General features: G+C 46.5%; 16 protein-coding genes. 8 read left to right on the plus strand and 8 right to left on the minus strand.

Annotated features, from left to right (window positions below; genetic code table 11):
* The first annotated feature begins 84 nt into the window (after window positions 1-84).
* Entirely contained in the window at window positions 85-570 is a 486-nt protein-coding gene (locus H8S54_RS05380) for a sigma-70 family RNA polymerase sigma factor (protein ID WP_186901058.1), read from the plus strand.
* A gap of 161 nt (window positions 571-731) precedes the next feature.
* Here H8S54_RS05380 and sstT read toward each other — a convergent pair whose 3' ends face one another.
* Genes sstT through H8S54_RS05395 form a run of 3 tightly spaced genes read right to left on the minus strand, consistent with a single transcriptional unit; the run spans window position 732 to window position 5,298 of the window.
* Window positions 732-1,955 carry a serine/threonine transporter SstT gene (sstT, locus tag H8S54_RS05385; RefSeq protein ID WP_186901059.1) on the minus strand — a complete coding sequence of 408 codons (1,224 nt, stop codon included), beginning with the start codon at window positions 1,953-1,955 and terminating at the stop codon, window positions 732-734.
* Window positions 1,956-2,003: 48 nt separating this feature from the next.
* Window positions 2,004-3,551, minus strand: a complete 1,548-nt coding sequence (locus tag H8S54_RS05390) for a response regulator (RefSeq protein WP_117850538.1) — start codon at window positions 3,549-3,551, stop codon at window positions 2,004-2,006.
* The gene (locus H8S54_RS05395; RefSeq protein ID WP_243176657.1) at window positions 3,541-5,298 is read right to left on the minus strand and encodes a cache domain-containing sensor histidine kinase; all 1,758 of its coding nucleotides are present in this window, start codon (window positions 5,296-5,298) and stop codon (window positions 3,541-3,543) included. The genes H8S54_RS05390 and H8S54_RS05395 overlap by 11 nt, the downstream gene beginning before the upstream one ends.
* A gap of 342 nt (window positions 5,299-5,640) precedes the next feature.
* On the opposite strand from H8S54_RS05395, the gene H8S54_RS05400 reads away from it, so the two are divergent.
* The 5 genes from H8S54_RS05400 to H8S54_RS05420 are packed head-to-tail and all read left to right on the plus strand — an operon-like array spanning window position 5,641 to window position 11,947.
* Window positions 5,641-6,951 (plus strand): ABC transporter substrate-binding protein, encoded by a 1,311-nt coding sequence (locus tag H8S54_RS05400; RefSeq protein WP_117850535.1) that lies wholly within the window; start codon window positions 5,641-5,643, stop codon window positions 6,949-6,951.
* Between the two features lie 60 nt (window positions 6,952-7,011).
* A complete protein-coding gene (locus H8S54_RS05405) occupies window positions 7,012-7,890 on the plus strand; it encodes a carbohydrate ABC transporter permease (RefSeq protein ID WP_186901060.1) in 879 nt (292 codons plus the stop codon).
* A complete protein-coding gene (locus H8S54_RS05410; protein WP_021924492.1) occupies window positions 7,890-8,732 on the plus strand; it encodes a carbohydrate ABC transporter permease in 843 nt (280 codons plus the stop codon). Before H8S54_RS05405 ends, H8S54_RS05410 begins: the two co-directional genes overlap by 1 nt.
* A gap of 4 nt (window positions 8,733-8,736) precedes the next feature.
* The gene (locus tag H8S54_RS05415) at window positions 8,737-11,088 is read left to right on the plus strand and encodes a glycoside hydrolase family 65 protein (protein ID WP_186901061.1); all 2,352 of its coding nucleotides are present in this window, start codon (window positions 8,737-8,739) and stop codon (window positions 11,086-11,088) included.
* Window positions 11,072-11,947: a ubiquitin family protein gene (locus tag H8S54_RS05420; RefSeq protein ID WP_186901062.1), complete on the plus strand. Its 876-nt coding sequence runs from the start codon at window positions 11,072-11,074 to the stop codon at window positions 11,945-11,947. The genes H8S54_RS05415 and H8S54_RS05420 overlap by 17 nt, the downstream gene beginning before the upstream one ends.
* Window positions 11,948-12,134: 187 nt before the next feature.
* Here H8S54_RS05420 and H8S54_RS05425 read toward each other — a convergent pair whose 3' ends face one another.
* The 5 genes from H8S54_RS05425 to H8S54_RS05445 all read right to left on the minus strand — a co-directional run bounded on the left by H8S54_RS05425 (window position 12,135) and on the right by H8S54_RS05445 (window position 19,428).
* Window positions 12,135-12,635 carry a QueT transporter family protein gene (locus tag H8S54_RS05425; RefSeq protein WP_021924489.1) on the minus strand — a complete coding sequence of 167 codons (501 nt, stop codon included), beginning with the start codon at window positions 12,633-12,635 and terminating at the stop codon, window positions 12,135-12,137.
* A gap of 327 nt (window positions 12,636-12,962) precedes the next feature.
* Window positions 12,963-14,951: an excinuclease ABC subunit UvrB gene (gene uvrB, locus H8S54_RS05430; protein ID WP_186901063.1), complete on the minus strand. Its 1,989-nt coding sequence runs from the start codon at window positions 14,949-14,951 to the stop codon at window positions 12,963-12,965.
* A gap of 295 nt (window positions 14,952-15,246) precedes the next feature.
* Window positions 15,247-16,254, minus strand: a complete 1,008-nt coding sequence (locus H8S54_RS05435) for a LacI family DNA-binding transcriptional regulator (protein WP_021924487.1) — start codon at window positions 16,252-16,254, stop codon at window positions 15,247-15,249.
* A gap of 1 nt (window position 16,255) precedes the next feature.
* Window positions 16,256-17,461 (minus strand): ROK family transcriptional regulator, encoded by a 1,206-nt coding sequence (locus H8S54_RS05440; protein WP_173766024.1) that lies wholly within the window; start codon window positions 17,459-17,461, stop codon window positions 16,256-16,258.
* A 35-nt stretch (window positions 17,462-17,496) separates the two neighbouring features.
* Entirely contained in the window at window positions 17,497-19,428 is a 1,932-nt protein-coding gene (locus tag H8S54_RS05445) for a DUF4838 domain-containing protein (RefSeq protein WP_186901064.1), read from the minus strand.
* Window positions 19,429-19,953: 525 nt separating this feature from the next.
* Between H8S54_RS05445 and H8S54_RS05450 the strand changes: the two genes are divergently transcribed.
* Both H8S54_RS05450 and H8S54_RS05455 read left to right on the plus strand, forming a co-directional pair.
* Complete coding sequence (locus H8S54_RS05450; RefSeq protein WP_021925557.1) at window positions 19,954-20,727, plus strand: ABC transporter permease; 774 nt, start codon at window positions 19,954-19,956, stop codon at window positions 20,725-20,727.
* Complete coding sequence (locus H8S54_RS05455) at window positions 20,703-21,494, plus strand: ABC transporter ATP-binding protein (RefSeq protein ID WP_117850523.1); 792 nt, start codon at window positions 20,703-20,705, stop codon at window positions 21,492-21,494. Before H8S54_RS05450 ends, H8S54_RS05455 begins: the two co-directional genes overlap by 25 nt.
* The last annotated feature ends 14 nt before the right edge of the window (window positions 21,495-21,508 follow it).

A 21,508-nucleotide genomic window follows, 5' to 3' on the forward strand; every position in this document is an offset into this window, starting at 1 on the left:
GTAAAATTTCATATATCTTATTCAAGATAATTACCCTATTGGATAAAGGAAATTTCAAAATTTCCACTATAATACATTATCCCTATGATTGTCGGGGAAATCAAGCGTTTTCTTCGGGATGACGGCATTCTGAAGGTAAGCCGTTCCATAAAGGAAAACCAGTATAAAATCTATAAAGTGCGGGAGGAAATGGAGAAAAAGCTGGGAAGGGAGCCGGATATGGGGGAGCTTTCCAAAGCTATGGACATGCCGGTGGAGGAGCTTGCCATGACCATGGAGTCTGCGGCTGAGGTGGACTCCATTTATAAGACGGTGTACCAAGGGGACGGCACAGACCTGCAGCTGGTGGACCGGCTTCCGGAGAAAGAGGACAGCCACCAGAAGCTTCTGGATAAGATTTTCCTGGAAGAAATGCTGAGAAAGTTAGAGCCAGAGGAGCGCCAGCTGATCGGACTTCGGTATTTCCAGGATATGACCCAGATGGATGTGGCGAAGAAAATGGGAGTGTCCCAGGTGCAGGTGTCAAGGATGGAGAAACGGATTCTGAAGAAGCTGCGGGGATTTCAATGAAAGAAAAGATATGATGCAGTATTTGTGAGAGAAAGCCTGCCACGCATAAATCAGAGGGTGTTGGGGAAATGTATTGGTAAAAGAAATCAACAAAAAAGAGGCTGCATGGAAGCTGGCGAACTTCCATACAGACCTCAAAAATGTGCCAGATACTGTTTTACTTAGAATGTAATTTTCTTCCCTTCCAGTCTCCACTGTCTGAACTCTGCAGAAGCAGAAAGCAGCAGGTCGGAAGAAGAGTTCAGTGCGGTTTCCACAGAATCCTGAATGACTCCGATAATAAATCCAACTGCAACTACCTGCATGGAGATATCATCTGAAATTCCAAACAAGGAGCAGGCCATAGGAATCAGAAGAAGGGATCCGCCTGCCACACCAGAAGCACCGCATGCAGAAAGTGCTGCAAGAAGGCTGAGGATGATAGCAGTTGGGATGTCAACATGGATTCCAAGTGTGAAAGCAGTTGCCATTGTCATAACGGTGATGGTGATGGCAGCTCCGTCCATATTGATGGTAGCGCCAAGAGGAATGGTTACGGAGTAGGTATCACGGTCAAGTCCCATTTCCTCGCAGGCTTTCATATTTACCGGAATGTTGGCTGCGGAGCTTCTGGTGAAGAAGGCTGTGATGGCACTTTTCTTCAGGCAGTGCAGGATCAGCGGATAAGGATTCTGACGGATGCACCAGTAAACCAGAATGGGATTGGTTACAAAGTAAATGAAAAGCATGCAGCCAACCAAAAGGGCAAGAAGTTTTCCGTAGGTAGTGAAAATATCCAGTCCGTTGGTGGATATGGTGTTAAATACCAGGCCGAAGATTCCAAATGGTGCCAGGTTGATGATCCAGCTGACTACCAGAGAAGTGCCGTCTGCAATATCTGCAAGTGCTTTCTTGGTGGTGTCGCCAGCGCCGCGGAAGGCAAGTCCAAGAAGAATAGCCCAGGTAAGGATTCCTACATAGTTTGCGTTTACCAGAGAAGAGATGGGGTTGGCAACCACGTTTAGAAGAAGATTGTTCAGAACTTCCACAATTCCCTGCGGCGCTGTGGCATCAGCTGCCGCATTGGTCAGCGTTATCTGTACCGGGAAGATCATGCTGGCAAATACAGCGATCACAGCTGCCAGAACAGTACTGAACATATAAAGCGCAACCACTGTTTTGATGACGCCGCCGTGGGATTTTCCTGCGTTGCACAGTGAACTGATAACCAGGAAGAATACCAGAAGGGGTGCGATGGCCTTTAAGGCACCTACAAATACATCGCCCAGAATGGCAATGCTGGTGGCACCAGGCGCTGCCACTCCCAGGATGGCGCCCAGGATCAGACCTACCAGGATTCGCTTCACAAGAGCAATCCCAGTCCATTTTGTCCATAGATTTTTCATTTGTTTTTCCTCTACTTTCCCTCTTTAATATGTTAAAAGATTAATGAATTAATTATAAGGGATATGAGAAGATTGTGCAACAAAAAACTTCGCTTTATATTCAGAAGGGCTGATTCCCTCATATTTGCGGAAGATAGAGGAAAAATAGGTGGCGTCTTTGTAGCCTACTGCCTCCGCAATCTCATAAGTGAGCAGGTTTGTATTCTGGAGAAGCTCCTTTGCCTTGCTGATCCGTTCCTTATTGATGTACTCAGTAAGAGAACCGGAGGTGGCTTTCTTGAAAGTACGGCTCAAATGGGAAGGGGAAATGTGCAGCTCCTGGGCAATAACGTCCAGGGAAAGATTTCCCGCCAGGTTCTGGGAAATATAACGGATGGTGTTTTCAATAATATAGTTGGGAACTGCGTGGGCGGACATGCTGTTCTCTCTTGTGTATTCCATAATTTCCGTCACTGTATTTTCCAGGGCAAAAATATCCCGGGATCCCAGAAGCTTTTCCAGATACAAAATGGGCACCGGATCCAGCTCCTTTTTTACCATGACACGGCAGCAGATGTAGTAGATCTGGGAGCAGATGTTCTTGGCATCCTGGGAATTGGTAAAGCTGGTTTTGAACTTGGAAAAAATGTGGCTGGAAACAGAAGCGGCCTCCTGGAAATCCCAGTTGTTCAGGCTGCTTTCAATCTGGTACAGATCCAGGGAGTTTTCCACAGAAAGCTCTGCAGGCTCTTCCGGGCCAGCAGTGTGGAAAACAGAAATATTCTGTTCGCTGTAAAAGTTATGGGTAAGAGCCTGGATTGCCTCGGAAACAGCAGTCTGGAAAGCCTCCGGAGACTGATGAAGGGCGCTGATCCCCGTAAGGATCTCAGAAGAGCTGAAAGCCTTTACAATACCGGAAATCTCCCGGCAGTTTTCCAGAATATATTCCGGAACAGAAGCAGAGGGCTGATTCTGGAAATACACGTTAAGGATCAGGTTATTGTAGCGGTAGCAGTAGGTGTTCTTTTTCTCTTCGATGACGATCTTTTTCAGGGCAGACAGATCCGGCTCATCGGAGGATGGCTTGAAGGCTGCCACATAATAGCAGTCCATGTGAAGCCCAAGGGAGAGAAGCTTTTCCTTTAATTCCTCTGTGCAGAGATGGTCGGTGAGCTCCTGCATCAGCTGATCCTTCAGGAAAAAGACTCCTTCCTTTGCAATGTTCTCCTGCTGCTGGGAGACGATCAGCTGTTTCTGGGCTTCCTGCACTGCGGCGAACAGTTCCTTTTTGTTGGTGGGTTTTAAGATGAAAGAGGTTACGTGATACTTAATGGCAGTCTGGGCATACTCAAAATCCGCATAGCCGGTGAGGATGATCACCTTTGTCCGGGGATAGTTTTCGTGGACAAAGCGCGCCACCTCAAGGCCGTCTGCTGCAGGCATTTTGATGTCCGTGATCACAATGTCCACAGGCTGGCTTTTCAGAAATTCCATGGCTTCCACGCCGTCAGAAGCGCTTCCCACAACCTGACAGTCAATGGACGCCCAGTTCATGTAATTGGAAATACCTTTTCGCATAGTGACTTCATCGTCAACTACAAGAAGCTTAAATATCATGGGTAAACTCCTTTCTTGGAATGTGGAAGGAAACGGTGGTGCATTTGTTTGGAATGCTTGTGATCCGGATGCCCGAATCCGGTCCGTAAAGCAGCTTCAGCCGTTTGTCCAGGTTTTTCATGCCGATGTGGGTGTGGCTGTCCTTCTCGGAGGAGGCAATGGACTGAATGTCCGGGATCACCTCAAAACCGATTCCATCGTCTATAATACAGATTTCCAGCTGGCTGTCGTCTCCCTCTATGATCTGGATGATCAGATGGCCTTTTCCCTTCTTGGGCTCCAGGCCGTGGACAATGGCGTTTTCCGCAAGGGGCTGGATGGAAAGGCAGGGAATTTCACAGGAAAGTACCTGTTCCGGAATCTGGATGTCACAGGAAATTTTGTCCTCGAAGCGCATCTGCTGAAGATACACGTAAAGCCGTACATATTCCATTTCTATGGAAATGCTGGTGAAATTGTGGTTCCGGGAAAGGGTGTTCATTTTCAGCAGGCTTCCCAGGGAAATCACCATCTCGTAAATTTCCTCATTGTCGATCATCTGGGCCTTCCAGGCAATGGTGTTCAGCACATTGAAAAGGAAATGGGGGTCCATCTGGGACTGCAGTGCCCGAATCTCGGCGTTCTTGATCAGCAGCTTTTGCTGGTAAATATCCTGGTAATAGGTGTCAAGCTGAAGCAGCATCTGGTTAAAGGACTGTGCCCACACACGGAATTCCTGGTAAAAGCCTTCCGGTGGAAGAGCGCTTCGGTTTCCCTTTGAAATCTCATTGATGTGAAAGATCATGGTGTCAATGGGGCGGGTGACTGCCCGGGAAATAATAAAGGCTGCCATCAGGGAAAGAAGTGCCACAGCCAGAGTCACCAGAAGATAAGACTTCAGGGTGCTGTTCAGGTTTTCCAAAAGCAGGTCCTTGGGGGCGGCCACTGCAGAGGTAAGTCCAAGCCGTTCCAGGGACTGGGATGCCATGAAATAATCACGGCCTCCAAAGCTTTGCTCCTTAAACAAAACGGAATTTTTCTGTGCAGTCAGACTGGAATAGAGATCCAGAAGCTGATCCTTTGAAAAATCAGAGTCCGAACTAAGGGAAAATTCTTTGTTAAACAGCATAATAAACCAGGACGGATCAATGGTTTTGGAGCAGTATTCGATCCATTTTTGTGCATTGATGTTGATGACGATCATGCCGATCCGGTTCCCGGAATTGCTGCTGTACAGGTTGCGGGCAAAATACATATTCTGGTCGTGAAGCGGTGACGTATAGCACATCAGGTGCGGGTTGGCGGAATCAATAGTGCTTTGCAGAAACTCGGAGGTGTCGTCCACATTTTCCAGGATTCCAGAAGTATAAGCGTGGTAGACCGTGGAACGGCTGTTGTAAATATAGATGGAGTCTGTAAAGTTCTTCTCAGAGAGGGCGGAGCTATTGTAGATGTAGGACATCTGCCGCTCTACGGAAAAAGGATAATTGATTCCGGCTCCCGGATTTTCCAGCGCATTCTGGATCACCTCATTGGACATGAAAAGGGGAATGATGGAATCAATGGTCTCCACCTGATCCTGTATGGTATCATTGACCTGGTTTAGCTCCCGCACAATGGAATCCCGGGAGGTTTTTCTTAATATAGAAGATGTTTTGATATAATAAAATCCCACAGACAATACCAGAACCAGCCCTACAATGATCATGATGGTGACGGTAATAAAAAATCTGAGAGAGGGATATTTCTTAGGAGCACGCTTGGCCAAAACTGGAAGACCTCCTTATATAATATGATGTTAGGGCAAAAGGTCTTTTGCCCCTAACTTGATATCCACGAATTGCTCCGCTGCAAAGCAGCTCCCGCAATTCTCGATCATAATATATTATTATCCCACATTTAAAAAAGTACATCAATTAAATTTGCAGGAATGTCATGTATTTTAAAGAAGAGGACAAAATTTTTAAACAGTAGAATGAATGGGCATGATATGTGAAAATTTTGTGAAAAATATGCAGGAATTTCCAAGGAACAGCACAAGGTCTTTTATTAAAAAATGCGTCTTTACAGGCTATAATACAGTCATCAACCGAAACGAAGGAGGAACATCATGAAAAGAAAAATGATTTCTAAAATTATGGCAGCAGCACTGATCGGAACTATGTGTGCAGGAATGGCTGTACCTGTAATGGCTGCCGATGATGAAAAAGTAACCTTAAGCGTAATCAACTATCACGTAGGAACCGACTACGCAGCTGAGTATTATTCCTATCTGTTCGAGGCTTTCCAGCAGACAGAGGAAGGCAAGAATGTAGAGTTCAGCTTTGAGGAAATTCCTACTACAGATGCATTCAACCAGAAAATCAAGCTTCTCATCTCCAGCGGAGATCTGCCGGACATCGTTTTCAACGGCGGAAACAACATCATTGAGCTGGCTGCAAAATCCGGAAAGGTAGCAGACCTGACCCCTTATCTGGATGCGGATCCGGAGTGGAAATCTCTGTTTGACGATACTTCCCTGGAATTCAATACAGTAGACGGCAAGATCTACGGCATCCCGGTTTCCAAAGAGGTTTCCTATATCTACTATAACAAAGACCTGTTTGAGCAGGCTGGAATCGAAGCACCGGAAGTTGCTTATGCAACCTGGGATGAGTTTTTCGAAGCATGCGACAAGTTAAAAGAAGCAGGAATCACCCCGATCGGAATGGACAGTGCGGACTCCGGCTGGCTGACCAACCTTTGGATGAGCGCTCTGATCGGAACCAACGGAGAGGCTGGAAATGAGTGGATGAACACCATGTATCCAACAGACTACAATACACCGGAAGTAATCGCAGCAGCTGAGAACATCCAGAAAATGTTCCAGAACTACACAACACCAGATGCAGTTGGCGGCAAATACGATCCGATGGCAACCCACTTCTTCAACGGTGAAGTTGCAATGTTCCCGAATGGACCATGGATGATCCCGGATTTCTCCGAAACAGAGAAAGCACCGGAAGGCTTCTATGACAAAGTCGGCATCATGCTTCTTCCTGGAAACGGAATGGAAATGGTTCCAACACCTGGTGATATGGTAGGTGCTACCGATCCTGAAAAGATCGAGGCAGCTGTTGCATTCCTGAAATTTGAGACCACACCGGAAAACCAGATCAAGGCACTGGAAATGACCGGATTACAGCCTGTATCTGACAATCTTGAGATCCCGGAGACCCTTTCTGAGAGCGATCCTCTGATGGCACAGGCACTTGAGATCCAGGGAAAAGCAGGCGTGACTTACGGACAGAATCAGGCATACTGGTATCAGAACACAATCGATACATTCTCAACAGAGCTTCCGGAACTGGCATATGGAAACATCACAGCAGAAGAGTTCTGCACAAAACTGTCAGAAGCGGCAGCAAAGAATCTGGAATAATGTAAAAGGCCTGTCACCTGATACAGCTTTGGTGACAGGCTGCTTTTATGGGGAGAAAGAATGAATACGAAAAATAAAAAAATATGGATTTTCCTGTTTACCATTCCCTGCATGATTTTGTTCGCGCTTGTGTATGCGGCTCCAATCATCACGGTTTTTTACACCTCTCTGTGTGATTATACAGCATTTAGCGCACCTACCTTTCAGGGAATCAAAAACTTCATTACAATTTTTAGCGACAGTGATTTTATCTGTTCCATCCGAAATACCCTTCTGTGGGTAGTGCTGCAGTCTACTCTTCACGTAGGCGTAGGTCTTGCCATGGCCCTTGTTCTTCGAAGAAAGCCAAAGGGCTGGAAAATCGCAAGAACTGCTTACATGATTCCGAATATCATTCCTACAGCGGCAACCGGCGTGATGTTTACCCTGCTCTTGAATCCTATGTTTGGAATTGTGAAGCCTGTTCTGGATTTCTTTGGCGTGAACTATGCCATGGTTCCAAACCTATTCGGAAATTCCAGATATGCATTCTGGACCGTAACCGCAACCTGGATTTTCTACTCTGGATTTAACACCATTATTTTCCTGGCAGAGATGGGGGCTGTGAGCAAGGAAATTTATGAGGCAGCAGCCATTGACGGCGCAACGCCCTGGCAGGCAGACCGTTATATCACCTTGCCCCTGATGAGAAATGTATGCGGAACCTGCGTAACCCTTGCCAGTGTTGCCATGGTTTCCCAGTTCGATATTATTTACATGACCACAAAGGGCGGCCCGGGAACGTCTACCCTGAACCTGCCTATTTACCTGTATAAAGCAGCAACCCTGGAAAACAATTATGGAAAAGCAAACGCAGTGGGCGTGGTTCAGATCATCATCGGAATTACCCTGGTTATTCTGATCAAAGGTCTGTTCCGTGAGAAAAAGGAGGCGGCATAATGAGAAAAACAAGCAAAGTGAAAAACGGGATCGCGTCCTTTTTCAAGTATTTCTTTATGATCCTGCTGATCTTTATTTCCCTGGCACCCATCGTGTGGGCGTTTATCAGTTCCTTTAAATCCTATGCGGAAATCAACTCCTCCGCATTGTCCTGGCCGTCCAGATTCAGTTTGGATAACTACAAGGCAGCTCTTCAGTATGCGCCGATCCTGAAATATTTCATGAACAGCGTGATCATTGTAGGCGTCAGCGTGCTGGTGACAGTGGCACTGGTTGCCATGTGTGCCTACGTGATTTCCAGATTTCAGTTTAAGCTGAAAACCCTGATCGTGCTTTTGATCTCCGCATCCTTAATGCTTCCGGCACAGGCGATTTCCCAGCCGCTGTTTGCCATTTTCCAGAAGCTTGGGATTTTTGATACAAAGCTGGGCCTGATCATTGTGTACTCTGCAATGGGAATTCCAATGTCCTTCTTTGTTATGGTCAGCTATTACAAAACCATTTCTACAGCACTGGAAGAATCCGCTTATATTGACGGGGCAACTTTTATCCAGACCTTTTTGCATATTATTCTGCCTCTGGCAAAGCCGGGACTTGTGACCATTGCTATGATCCAGTTTATCAACATCTGGAATGAGTTCTACTTTGCATTGATGCTTACAAGCGGCGACCGTGCCAGAACTGTGCCGATTGCGCTGAACTATTATATGGGAACCTTTGCAAACAACTATTCCGCGCTGTTTGCGGCGGTTGTGATGACGGTACTTCCTACCATTATTTTGTTTATTCTGCTGCAGAGACAGGTTATGGAGAGTCTGACTGCAGGAGCTGTGAAAGGATGAGAATATGGATATCAATAAGAAACCAATTTACCCGGTAGAGCCGTGGAACATTACAGAGACAGAATTTTCCATGGAGACCAACTACCGCAATGAGACAACCTTTGCACTTTCCAACGGATACATTGGAACCCGCGGTACCTTCGAGGAAGGATATGATTTTTCCGTTGATGAAGGTCTGGAAGGAAACTTTATCAACGGATTTTATGAGAGTGTGGACATTCCTTATGGAGAGTGGAATTACGGTTTTCCAACCAAAAGCCAGTCCCTTCTGAACCTGCCGGATTTGAAGAAAACGGAAATTTATGGGGACGGCGAGCTGTTCGACATGCGAACCGGCAAGGTGGAGGATTACAGCCGTGTTCTTCATATGCAGGACGGATATGTGGAAAGAAAGCTGACCTGGACTTCACCAAAGGGGAAAAAGCTGCAGCTTGTGATGAAGCGCTTTGTTTCCCTGGTGCACAAAAACCGGATGTACCAGCAGATCCAGATTACGCCTGTGAATTTTTCTGGGGAGATCCGCATTTGTTCCCATCTGAATGGAGATGTGGAGAATCATACCAGAAAGACCAATCCTCTGATCGGTTACGGTCCTTTTGGTAGCAGACTGCATATGGACAAGCTTCAGGCTGAGGATGGGGTGCTGTATTACGAGGGCACGACCCTGCAGAGCGGCATGACAATGGCATGCGCAAGTGAATACAAAATAGCAGGAGCCGGGGAGGTTGTGACTGTTTTTGGCACAGACGAAGAGAAAAGGCATGCTGTGTGTGAAAGCAGAATGGAGGTTTCGGAAAATACCACCATTACCTGCGAGAAATTTATGGTTTATACTTCCAGCCAGGATATGGAAGCTGGCAAGCTGGAAGGATTTGCAAAGAAGGAACTGAAAGAAGCTGTTGAGGGCGGATGGCAGAAAGAGTTTGATGCCCAGCAGGCGAAAATCCATGAGTTCTGGGAGATTTCCGATGTGCAGATCTATGATGACGAGGCACTTCAGCAGGGAATCCGCTTCAACCTGTTTCATATTATGCAGTCCGCCGGAAGAGACGGACGCACCGGAATGGGCGCAAAGGGACTTTCCGGGGAAGGCTATGAGGGACATTATTTCTGGGATACGGAAATGTATGTGCTGCCGGTATTTGTTTACACGGCACCGGAGCTGGCAAAGAAGCTTCTGGAATATCGTTTCCGCACTCTGGATCAGGCCCGTGACCGTGCAAAGGTTCTGGGACATCCAAAGGGAGCCTTATATCCATGGCGTACCATTAACGGAGAAGAAGCTTCCACCTATTTTCCACTTGGAACGGCACAGTATCATATTAATGCGGACATTGCCTATGCGTTCTGGCTGTATGTAAGCGTGACCGGGGATCTGGAATTTTTCAAGGACATGGCAGCTGAGGTGCTTGTGGAAACCGCAAGAGTCTGGGCGGATGTGGGATATTTTGCAGAGTGCAGGGGCGGAAAATACTGCATCTGCGCAGTGACCGGACCGGATGAGTACAACGCCATTACAGACAACAATTTCTATACCAACCTGATGGGAAGGGAAAATATCCGCTATGCACTGAAGGCTCTGGAGATGCTAAAGGAAGCCGGAGCGGATGTGTATGAGGCATTTGTTTCCAGAATGGGAATTACAGAGGAGGAAACTGCATACTGGGAAAAAATTGTGGAGAACATGTATTTTCCATATGATGAAAACCGTCAGGTGTATGCCCTGGATGACCGTTTTATGATGCTTCGCCCATGGGATGATTCCAGAATCCCGCCGGAGAAGAGACATCTTCTGTATGAGAACTATCATCCGTTGTTTGTCTACAGACAGAGAATGTGCAAGCAGGCGGACGCGATTTTTGGACTTTATCTGCACAGCAACTTCTTCAGTAAGGAAGAGTTGAAGCGAAACTATGATTTTTATCAGGAAGTGACCCTGCATCATTCTTCCCTTTCCAACTGCGTATTTGGAATGCTGGCGTGCCAGATCGGATATTATGATGAGGCTTATGAATATTTTGCACAGTCTGCCAGAATGGATTTGGATGACTATCATGATAATTTCTATGCCGGTATCCATGCGGCCAACATGGCGGGAACCTGGCAGGCGATTATCAATGGATTTGCAGGCGTGCGCGTAAACGGCGGCGGGCTGGAACTGCACCCGTATGTACCGGAAAAGTGGAATGGTATGCAGTTTTACCTTCTGTACCGTGGAAGAAAGCTGAAGATTCAGTTGACCCATGAAAAGACAAGGGTGGAACTGGCGGCAGGAGATGCTGTCACATTGAAGCTGAACGAGAAGGAAATACATCTGGAACCAGGAGAGGGAAGTGTTTATGAAGAAGAAATATAAAGGAATCTTTTTTGACTGGGACGGCACTGCTGTCCTCAGCCGAAAAGCTCCTGTGGAGGAGATTGTGAAGGCTATGGGACCACTTCTGGATCAGAAGGTGAATCTGGTGATCGTAAGCGGAACTACCATGGAAAATATTGCAGGGGGAAAGCTTGATTCGTATTTTACAAAGGAGCAGCTGGAGCATCTGTATCTTGGCCTTGGAAGAGGGGCTTTTAATTACAGATATGAAAATGGACAGGAGATTGTTTTCTCAGACATGCTTCCGGACAGGAAACTGCTCAGTGATATTCACAGGATCTGTTTTGACATTCACATGGAGCTTCTGGAAAAATACGGAATGAACACGGACATTGTATTTTCCAGACCGAATTACTGTAAGATCGACCTGATGGTGGAGAACCAGAGGGGGGATAACCTGTTTATGCAGGGGAACGAGCTGGATCTGCTGAAGGACTGCCTGAAAAAGCATGGGGTAGAAGGCGGCCTGCAGGGGCTTCTGGATATTTCAGAGGCAGCAGGAGCGCGATATGGGATTACTGTGAAGCCTACCTGTGATGCCAAATACCTGGAGGTTGGAATTTCCAGCAAAAGCGATAATGTGGACCGGATTCTGGAGCATCTGGAGGAGAAAGAGGGAATCAGCCCGCAGGAGTGCAGCTTCTGGGGAGATGAGTATGTGGGAATTGAGGAAGGCATTTACGGAAGCGACAGCTTTATGAAGACAGAGAAAACAGCGGCTGGAGAGTTCTTCGATGTGTCCCAGATTCCTGGAAAACGTCCCGAAGGCGTGGTGCAGCTTGGCGGGGGCGTAGAGAGGTTTCTGGAATTTTTGAAAGAGCAGGCACAGATTGAATAGGAGATTGCGGGGAAAGGGCTCAGAACGCCTTTTTCAAACCTGCTCTAATTTCTGAGAGTTGATGAATGGTTTTGATTAGGCTATTGTCTGCGGATGCAGATTGTGTGATTGTATGATAGAAAAAATACCCGATGGAGAGAATTGGTTAATAAACTAAGCTCTTCATCGGGTATTTGCAGTTATGAATTTATTTTACAGAAGCCTGTCTGCCAAATAAGGTATTCTTGTATTTGGAAAGTGCAGTGAGAAGCACCATACCAAAGATTCCGCAGGATACCACTTCACCAGCGCCTACTGTAAGCATCATAAGCGGGATGGGAAGGTTGGTTCCATATCCGTAGCGAAGTACGAATGGTACCAGAACTGCGTTTGCCACAATCGGCGGAACCGGGGCAAGCCATTTGCTGCTGTTACGAAGCTTGTAGGTAAATACAGCTCCGATGAGGGTGGCAATACTTCCGAATGCAATATCCAGAGGAATGGCACCGCCAAGCAGATTGGCAAGGATGCAGCCTACAAAAAGACCGGGGATGGCAGCTGGTGTGAAGTATGGAAGGATGGTCAGGGCTTCGGAAATTCGGACCTGGATCTCTCCATAGCTAAACGGTGCGAACACCAGTGTCAGTACAACATAGACAGCCGCGATCAGCGCTGCCTGCACCAGAAACAGGGTACTTTTGTTTTTCATATTCATTTGTCTCCTTTAGTTTTGTTTTACGAGTGGAAGGTCACGAACACTCGATTCATTTTCGCGCGGCTTTTGGTCAAGCGGCCATGCTTGCATGGACATTTGACGAATGCCGCGGAGGCATATACCGGAAGGTATATGGCCTACGCCGGGAATCGGCGGAAAAGCCTATAAGACCTTGGTTTTGAGGGCTTTTCAACGGGCATGAGTATAGCATATTTGGGGGAGGAATGCAAGGGAAAATAATGGGCGTACCCACATTTTGCCCACAATGATGCGTCCATGACAAAATTCCAGACATCGTCTGGAATTTTGGGTGGATGTAAGTTATTTCTCGGCATCCGCCAGATTCTTCTTCAGTTCAATCATCTTGTCACGCAGCTCGGCGGCCTGCTCGAAGTTCAGGTCTGCGGCAGCCTGGCGCATCTGCTTCTCCAGCTGGGAAATCAGATCCTTCAGCTCTTTTTTGCTCATGGATTCCGGATCCTTCTTCAGCTTCACCTCTGTTTCTGCAACAGCCTTGGAAACGGCAATCAGGTCACGGACCGCTTTCTTGATGGTAGTAGGTGTGATACCGTGCTCCTCATTATAAGATTCCTGGATTTCCCGTCGGCGGTTGGTTTCTTCAATGGCGTTTCGCATGGAGTCCGTCATCACATCTGCGTACATAATAACATGGCCATTACTGTTTCGGGCAGCACGTCCAATGGTCTGGATCAGGGAAGTTTCGGAACGGAGAAAGCCTTCCTTGTCCGCATCCAGAATAGCGACTAAAGTGATTTCCGGAATATCAAGTCCCTCTCGCAGCAGGTTGATTCCAACCAGCACGTCAAATACGTCCAGACGCATATCGCGGATAATTTCCGCACGTTCCAGAGTATCAATATCCGAATGAAGATAGCGGACACGGATTCCTACATCCTTCATATACTGAGTCAGATCTTCAGCCATTCTCTTGGTAAGAGTGGTAATAAGCACCTTGTTTTTCTTAGCAGTTTCTTTGTTGACTTCGGAAATCAGGTCATCGATTTGACCCTCTACAGGGCGAACCTCCACCTTAGGATCCAAAAGTCCGGTAGGACGGATGATCTGCTCTGCACGGAGAAGCTCGTGGTCATATTCGTAGTCACCGGGAGTGGCAGACACAAACAGAACCTGGTCCAGCTTATTTTCAAATTCCTCAAAGCTAAGAGGACGGTTGTCCTTGGCAGAGGGAAGGCGGAAGCCGTAATCCACCAGTGTCTGCTTACGGTTCTGGTCACCTGCATACATGGCGCCTACCTGTGGAACGGTCTTATGGGACTCATCAATAATAAGGAGAAAATCATCCCCGAAATAGTCCAGAAGAGTGTAAGGGGGCTGCCCCGGCTCCAGACCGGAAAGATGACGGGAATAGTTCTCAATGCCGGAACAGAATCCGGTTTCCTTCATCATTTCAATATCAAAGTTGGTACGCTCAGAAATTCGCTGGGCTTCTATCAGCTTGTCCTCGCTTTTGAAATAATCTACCCGTTCCTTTAATTCTTCCTCAATGGCAATTGCCGCCTTCTGGATTTGCTCCGCAGGCACAACATAGTGGGATGCCGGGAAAATACCGATATGTGCAAGCTGGCACTTGATTTCCCCGGTAAGCACATCAATTTCCGAAATCCGGTCGATCTCATCTCCGAAAAATTCCACCCTCACAGCCGTATCCGAACTGTTGGCCGGAAAAATCTCCAGAGTGTCCCCGCGGACACGGAAGGTGCTTCGGTGAAAATCCATCTCATTGCGGGTGTACTGAATGTCGATCAGTTCTCGGATGACCTCATCCCTGTCCTTGGTCATGCCCGGACGAAGCGAGATCATCATGTCCTGGAATTCCTGTGGAGAACCCAGTCCGTAAATACAGGATACGGAGGAGATGATGATAACGTCCTTGCGCTCAGACATGGCAGCAGTGGCAGAGAGCCTGAGCTTGTCGATCTCGTCATTGATGGCAGAGTCCTTGGCAATGTAGGTGTCCGAGGATGGCACATATGCTTCCGGCTGGTAATAATCGTAATAGGAGACGAAATACTCCACCGCATTCTCCGGGAAAAACTCCTTAAATTCCCCATAAAGCTGCGCCGCCAGCGTCTTATTGTGCGCCAGGATCAGAGTAGGCTTATTCAGCTGAGCAATAACATTCGCCATGGTAAACGTCTTACCAGAACCCGTCACCCCCAGCAAAGTCTCGAACTGATTTCCCTCCTTAAATCCCTTCACCAGTTCCGCAATCGCCTGCGGCTGATCCCCAGTTGGCTTGTATTCCGAATGCAATTCAAAATGATCCATAGTTTTCTCCTGATCTTTTCCTGAAAAAATAACAGTATATTTCCTTTAGTATAACTATGTCTGCATTATATCATTCCCAATAAAAAAAGTACAGAACAATCCGAATGTTTGTTCTGTACTTTTTTTTATTATAACCAGTTTACCTTCGTTTCTCAATCACTATTTTCCATGTATTAATTTTATTACTTTCTTTGACGAATTTTGTTCACCGTTATAGTAAATTCATTTTTTAACGTTACATTGTTCTTTAGTTTGAACTACCGAGAATAACTTGACGGTTGCACTTTCATCCCCCTCACGGACAGCTTTCCCTCTTCGCAAGATAATAGGGCAGGGACAGCTTCATGGGGAGGGTGTGGCCGTTGTTGATGCGGTCGATGAGGAGCTTGGCGGTCATGCGGCCCATTTCTTCGATGGGGATGTGCATAGTGGTAAGCATGGGAGAAATATACTGTGCGATGTCAATATCATCCATGCTGATCACCGCGATATCATTTGGAATGTGATAGCCGCATTCCTTGATAGCCCGGATGGCACCGATGGCGGTAATGTCATTCATGCAGAAAAAAGCAGTCACCTTGGAAGAACGTTTCAGAACCTGGCGAGCACCCTGATAGCCGCCCTCAGAAGAACCGGGCACATTGGCAATCACATTTTTGTCAAAGGCAATGTGATGATCCGCCAGGGTATTGCAGTAAGCCTGATAGCGGATCTCGTTGCAGGTCTCCCCAATATAGCCGATTTTTTCATGTCCCAGGGAAATCAGATGGCGCACAGCATCAGCGGCAATAGCATTGCCGTCACAGATCACCTGATCCCAGCTTGCATCCAGAGGGTTAAGACCGGTATAGATCACCTTGCGGAAATGTTCCTTCATAAATTTCATGGTAGCCGCATCGCATCGTCCCAGAATGGCAACTCCGTCCACCTCATTTTTCTCAATCTGCTCGCAAACAGAAGGAGTGTGGATATCCAGAGCAGAAAAAGAGTACTTCACCACATAGCCTTCCCTGCGGGCTTCCTGCTCAATGCTTCTAGTCAGCGCCGAGAAAAAAGCATCATTCTGTGCATCCTGGCTGCGGGCATAAAGACAGGCAATAGAAGGAGAAGTTGTTTTCTTCACAGGAACTTTCTGCTTCAGGGTCTGGGCAGAGGTATTAGGCGCATAGCCGCCTGCCCGTGCGATTTTCCATATTTTGTCCTGCAGCTCCTTGCTTGCGGCTTTGGTGGAGTTGCCATTGATGATTCTGGAAACTGTGGAAATGGAAACTCCCGCTTCCCTGGCGATATCTTTTAATGTCATATTATTCTGTCAGGCCTTTCTTCAAAAAGATCTTCTGGATGGCAAGGGCACAGGCCCCTGTAGCACCGTCCAGGGTATCAAATGGGCAAATCTCGAAATTTTTTACATAGTCATTTTCCACAAAGGTAAGTTGCTGTGTGAGAATGCTGCTGAGTTCGGAATGAACCAGCGGGTGGGAAAAAAGCTGTCCGTGCAGATATATTTTTTCCGGATTATTCAGGATCGCAATGTTGGAGATGGCGATTCCCAGATACTTCAGCGCATTGGAAACAATGGTGCACACCGCTTCATCCCCAAGGGAGTAAGCCGCAGCAATAGTTTCTGTGGTAATTTCCTCCGGAGAGGAGACCAGTCTGTGGAGAATCCCGAAGCTGTCCAGCTGGTACAGCTGCCGGGTGTTTTTGATCAGCCAGGACTCGCTGGCAACAGTCTGAAGGCAGCCCTGCTTGCCGCATTCACAGCGCAGTCCGTTGGGGTTGGCAATGATGTGTCCAATCTCCCCGGAGATAAAGGTATGTCCGGTAAAAAGACTGCCATCCACAATATTGGCACAAAACATGCCCGCACCCACATGGAAAAAGGCAAAATTCTCCGGGGTGTAATCCGGGTGGAAAAGGTACTGTCCAAGGGCCATACAGCGCACATTGTTTTCAAATACAACAGGTAGGGAAAAGGCATCCCGGATCTTATTGGCATCAAAGGTCTGCCAGATATTGCTGCTGTTGATCACAAAGGTGCCCTTTTCGGTTACATGGCCGGGAACCCCGATCCCGATTCCGCAAAAAGAATCAAGGGGAATGCCGCAGTCCTTTAAAACCATCTGAAGAACCTGGATAATGGTTTCCGTGATGGTAAGGCTTAAGTTTTCAGAATAAGGAATCTGATACTGGTAGAGAACCTTTCCCTTTAAATTTGTAACGCATGCAGTCAGCGTTTTTTTGGTAAATTCCAGTCCGAGGGCAGCTGCGTATTCCGGACGGATATCAAGAGACACACGCTTTCGTCCGGCAGAGGAGGAATCCTCCAGGTCATGTCCTGCTTCAAAAACCAGCTGCTCCTGCTGAAGCTGGAAAATGGTGTGGCTGACGGTGGCAGGCGTGATACCTGTAAGCTGTGCAATTCCGGTTCTGGAAATGGAAGGATTGCGGAAAATACATGCAAGAATTCGTTCTCGGTTGGTGAGCTTGGAATTGGAAGTCTGATACATAATTTTCTCCTTCTGAATTTTTGATAGTGCCAGTCTTAATTTTGGGACGTCCGTTCTTCCGGCAGGGAAAATCCGGTATAGCGGTGTGCAACCTCCTGAATCCGGTATACGTCCAGATAAGGCTGGATAAAATCTTCTTTTTTCCGTACAAAATCTGCAAAAAGGCTGAATTTCTCATCAGCTGCATCCGCGTCACCGGATGCCAGAGAAACCAGTGCATCTGTAAGCAAAAGCACATATTCCCTGTGAAAAGTCAGCAGCTTTTGGAAGCGGTCCGAAATCTGATGGCTGTCTTTGGCGCGATTTAAAAGGTCTTCTGCTGTGCCGGACACGTAATCAGAAAGCTGCTGGTATTTCCAGGCAGCAGCAGGATTGGTTCTGGGACCGATGTGGTTAAAGTAATCGCAGTCTGACAGCTGGGAAATCCGGGTTAGGTATTCTTTGACTTCATCAGCCATGGAACCGTAGGCTGCCTGGAAATATTCATCCATAAGGGAATCAAAGCTTTCTTCTGTGTCAAGGGTCAGATATCCCATTACATAATTGGGAAGTCCGTTTGGAAGGAATGCACGTAGCTCCTGGCAGCTGATATAGCCATCCAGATGGAGGTTTTTTACATGATGAATGTCCCCTGCAAGTACTTTGCTGATGGAAACATAGCCGAAATCCCCATAGTGGGCACGGCCAAGAGGGTAGTCGTAAACCAGGCTGTTCCCGTCAAAAATTTTCTGCCATTTTGCGAGAAAGGTAAGGTTTTCCTCAATGGTGACAGGAAGAACCATCTGGTTGCGCCTGTATTCCGAAATGGGAACCTCCTGGATCCTGTCCGGATAGGATTCCCGGAAGGTCCGGCTGATGGGAGCAAACATGAGGACAAAACGGTCCGGATTCTGGAACCGTTCCTTTACAGGCGGATACAGCAACTCCTGATAAAGAAGGAACACAAGCTTGCAGTCCAGATGTTCTTGGGTAAGGCGCTGGTCAATCAAGTTTAAAAGATGTACATACTGATCCGACAAAGTGGTTTTCCGGCAGCTTTCGCATTCGCAGATATGGTTGTATTCATCTGCCAGCCAGATGTGCAGATAATCTGTTTCCGGGTGCTCCTTTACATAATCAACCACTGTATTGCAGAAACGGTCGATGGCTTCCGGGTCAGAGTAGCATAGATTGGTATTCATGGGAATACGGTCGATGTATTCTCTTTTTCCATTGACCAGGGCAAGAAGCCTTTGAACCTTAGGGGAAGGCTCTGCTTTTTCCGGCACCCATCCTATAGAAGGCAGCCCGATGGCTTCACAGGTCCATCCATGTCCGGCGGCGTGGAGGAGAAGAGAACGCTTTTTCATAGCTTCATGCATTTTTTTGTAGCAGTCCTGCAGGAATGCTTCCGTGAGTTCCATGGGATCCTTTGTTGGATTCAGGGTATGATGATACCATCTTTCCAGAAAAATATAGGGCTCCTTAAATTGAAGAAAGAAGCTGTTGAATCCAAGCTTGGGAAGCCAGTCAATAAAATCCAGAACATTTTCAAGAGAGTCAGCCCCCTCAATGCAGACGCCTCTGTGGCGCAGGGAGGCTCTGTGTGAGTAAGAACAGGTCAGGTCTGCAAGGGAAAGCTGATGGGGCATAACGGTTTCATCCGGCAAAAGAAAATGGTAGCCAAGCCTGCGGAGAAATGCATACATACCAAGAAGCACGCTTCGCGGATTGCTTCCCTGAATGCTTCCTTTTCCATTGGAAAGAGAAATCAAAAACAGGTCATCGGCTCTGGAATCCAGACCGGATGAAAGCTCCGGATCCAGATCCGTGTTTAGATGGATGGTGCAGTCATTGGCAGCAGAACTCTCCGAAGCATGGGAAAAGGCGAATGCAGGATTGACTGCCTTTAAATAACGCTCCAGCTCCGCAGCTGCAAAAGAGATGGTTTCGCAGTCCGGGGAATAACATAAGGTGATTGTGCTCATAATTCAATATCCTTCCTCAAAGAATCATAACAATGTTTAATTATTTATATTATATAAAAAATAAAAGAAAAAGAAAATATAAAAAACTACTAAAATAGATATGCAGAATATAGCATATATAACTAATTAAATATAAATTTACAGAAAATAATGGAGAATAAACCGAAATATAAAACACAAAACGAGATAAGTACACAAATGAATTAAATTTATAAATAAAACAAATAAAAAAATCACCTTGCAATTCCTGCAGAATTAAAAAAATAAGTACAAAATGTTTAATAAAAAACAGGAAAACCAATGAAAAATAAACATAAATGTTAAAAAAATAACGCATAAACAATTTTGATTGTACAAAATAAATAAAATTTACACAAACGTTTGCCTACAGGAAAATCAAGGGTTTGCGTAAAAATTATGAAAAATCCAGTTTGACAAAACATGCTATTTTTTATATATTGCAATTAACACATGTGAACGAAAAAAGGCTGAAAAAACAAAGAACGAAAATGGAGGTTAGAGAACATGAAAAAGAAGAAATCCGTGATCAGCAATAAGGTATGGCTGCTGATTTCGTTTCTGGCTGCAATGCTTGTATGGTATCTGCTGTCCCTTGGAAAGGCTACCGGACGAAGCTTTCCATTTGCGGACAAGGTAGTTCCTTCCGTGAAGACCATGATCGACAGAGGCGCGTTCTTCAAGGATATTGCAAGCAGTATGTCATGCGTGGGAGCAGGATTTGGTCTTGGCTTTATCACATCCCTTCCAGTTGCTTTTCTGATGGCATGGTACACACCGGTTCAGAAGATCATCGAGCCATGGATCAATTTTATCCGTAACATTCCGGCTCTGGCATATGCGCCGCTTCTGGTCATCACATTCGGTGTTGGACAGAAGCCAGCAATCATCCTGATCTGGATCTGCACCTTTATGACTATGAGTATTACCATTTATCAGGGAATCCGAAACATTGACGTAACCCTGATCAAGGCTGCAAGAGTGCTTGGAGCCAACGATTTCCAGATTTTTACCAAGATTATCTGTCCGGCAACTGTTCCATTTATTATCACCGCTGTCAGACTTGGACTTGGAGCAGCCCTTACTACTTTGCTTGCAGCAGAGTCTACAGGAGCACAGGCTGGTATCGGAATGAGAATCCGTTCTCTTTCCAATTCCTTTGAATCTGCACCAATGCTGATGTACATCATCTTGCTTGGTATCATTGGACTTATTTTAGTAAAGGTTGTTGACATTATAGAGAGGAAGTTAACGAGATGGCAGGAGACAATAAATCAGTAAAGCTGAAAATTGACAATGTATATAAGGAGTACGATACCTCCAAGGGCAAGATGATCGCATTAAACGGCGTTAATCTTGACATTGCGGAAAATGAGTTTATCTGCGTAGTCGGCCCGTCCGGCTGCGGCAAGTCCACAATGCTGAATATTATCGCAGGACTTTTAGAGCCTACCAGCGGAAACGTATACCTGGACGGCAAACCCATTGAGGGAACCGGAGTAGAACGAGGAGTTGTATTTCAGCAGTATGCACTTTTCCCATGGAGAACCGTAATTAAAAATGTTATGTTCGGACTGGAAATGAAAAAGGTTCCCAAGGATCAGGCAGAGCAGATTGCAAGAAAATACATCAAGTCAGTTGGCCTGGAAGGGTTTGAGCATTCTTATCCAAAGGAGCTGTCAGGAGGTATGAAGCAGCGTGTGGCAATTGCAAGAGCTTATGCAGCCAACCCGGAAGTGCTTCTTCTGGATGAGCCCTTTGGAGCACTGGATGCACAGACCAGGGTACAGCTTCAGACAGAGCTTCTGAATACCTGGGAACAGGAGAAGAAGACCTGCTTCTTTATTACACACGATGTAGACGAGGCAATCATTCTTGCACAGCGTGTTGTAATCATGAGTGCCCGCCCGGGACGAATCAAGAAGATCGTGAACATTGACATTCCTTATCCGAGAACACAGGAAACCAAATCCGATCCAAGATTCCTGGAACTCAAAGCAGAAATCTGGAACGAGGTTTACAAAGAGTTCCTTGAGGTAAGAAAGTAAATAAGAAAATTAAA

The sequence above is a fragment of the Blautia segnis genome (assembly GCF_014287535.1).
GTDB lineage: Bacteria > Bacillota > Clostridia > Lachnospirales > Lachnospiraceae > Blautia_A > Blautia_A acetigignens.